Genomic DNA, 1105 nt, shown 5'->3' on the forward strand with positions numbered 1-1105 from the left:
GCGTTATTGAGTTGCAGCCAATATGCATTGGCACTGGCGACGTGCACCACTAAAATCACACCAGCGCGTACCTTTGTCGTGAACCTAGCACCCGGTAGTATTACTGTAGGCCCTGATATGCCAAATGGGACGGTAGTGTATCGGCTTGATTTCAGAGATCCAGGAACTGCAACAGATGCTTATACCTGTGGGGCGGGTTCTTTTAGAGCACCTCAGCTCCTTGAGTATACCAGTGCACCAACGTTAGCAACCTGGAGTGGTTTTCCTTTCCCAGGCAGAGTTTACCAGACTCAGGTTCCCGGTATTGGAGTTGTTGTTTCGAGCGACTTGAGCAATCAGGCGCTACCTACGGTCGCCTATACCACAACCTATTCCGGAACGTCATTTTTCAATTTTAATATCAGGATAAATGCCGTACTTTCATTGATTAAAATCGGCCCTGTTTCTCCCGGCACGATTAGCGGTGCTAATTTGCCTCGAGTGCGGCTAAGTCTTACAACAGACCCAACACTGACGAATACCACGGCTATCCCCGTTTATAACCTAAGTTATACTGGGAGTTTGAACGTGGTATCTCAAACCTGCACCACACCCGATGTGAATGTTGCGATGGGGTCTTTTGAGGTGAGTAAATATTTTACCGGGATTGGATCGACAACACCGTGGAAAGACGCGTCGATTAACCTGACAAATTGCCCTGTTTTTCATGGCTATTTTAATGATAGCTCCTACAACATTGTTGAGGGAACGGGTAACACGACGGTGGGTCAGCCCCTCAATAATACGCTAAGTGTCAAATTGACCCCGGCAACCGCAATATTGAATTCGAGTAATGGTATTTTTGCTATCGACAGTTCTAATGCTTCGGCTGCAAAAGGCGTCGGAATACAATTGGGTTATGGTGCGACAAGTTCACCGTCTCTTTTGGATTTTTCCAAAAATATCACAGTATCTCTCACCAGTAGTCAACAATCAGTGAAGATACCGTTATCTGCACGATATTATCAAACGGCATCGACAGTCTCGCCAGGAAGAGCCGATGGGAAAGTGGTGTTTTTGATTAACTATTATTAATAAATTACGTTAAATGGTGTTATTAGCCTCG

General features: G+C 45.6%; 1 protein-coding gene. It reads left to right on the forward strand.

Features of this window, described 5'->3' with window-relative positions; translation table 11 throughout:
• On the forward strand, positions 1-1074 hold a 1074-nt coding region (locus V1952_RS22030; protein WP_420075574.1), incomplete at its 5' end, for a fimbrial protein.
• Positions 1075-1105: the final 31 nt, after the last annotated feature.

The sequence above is a fragment of the Yersinia sp. 2542 StPb PI genome (assembly GCF_048593855.1).
GTDB lineage: Bacteria > Pseudomonadota > Gammaproteobacteria > Enterobacterales > Enterobacteriaceae > Yersinia > Yersinia enterocolitica_E.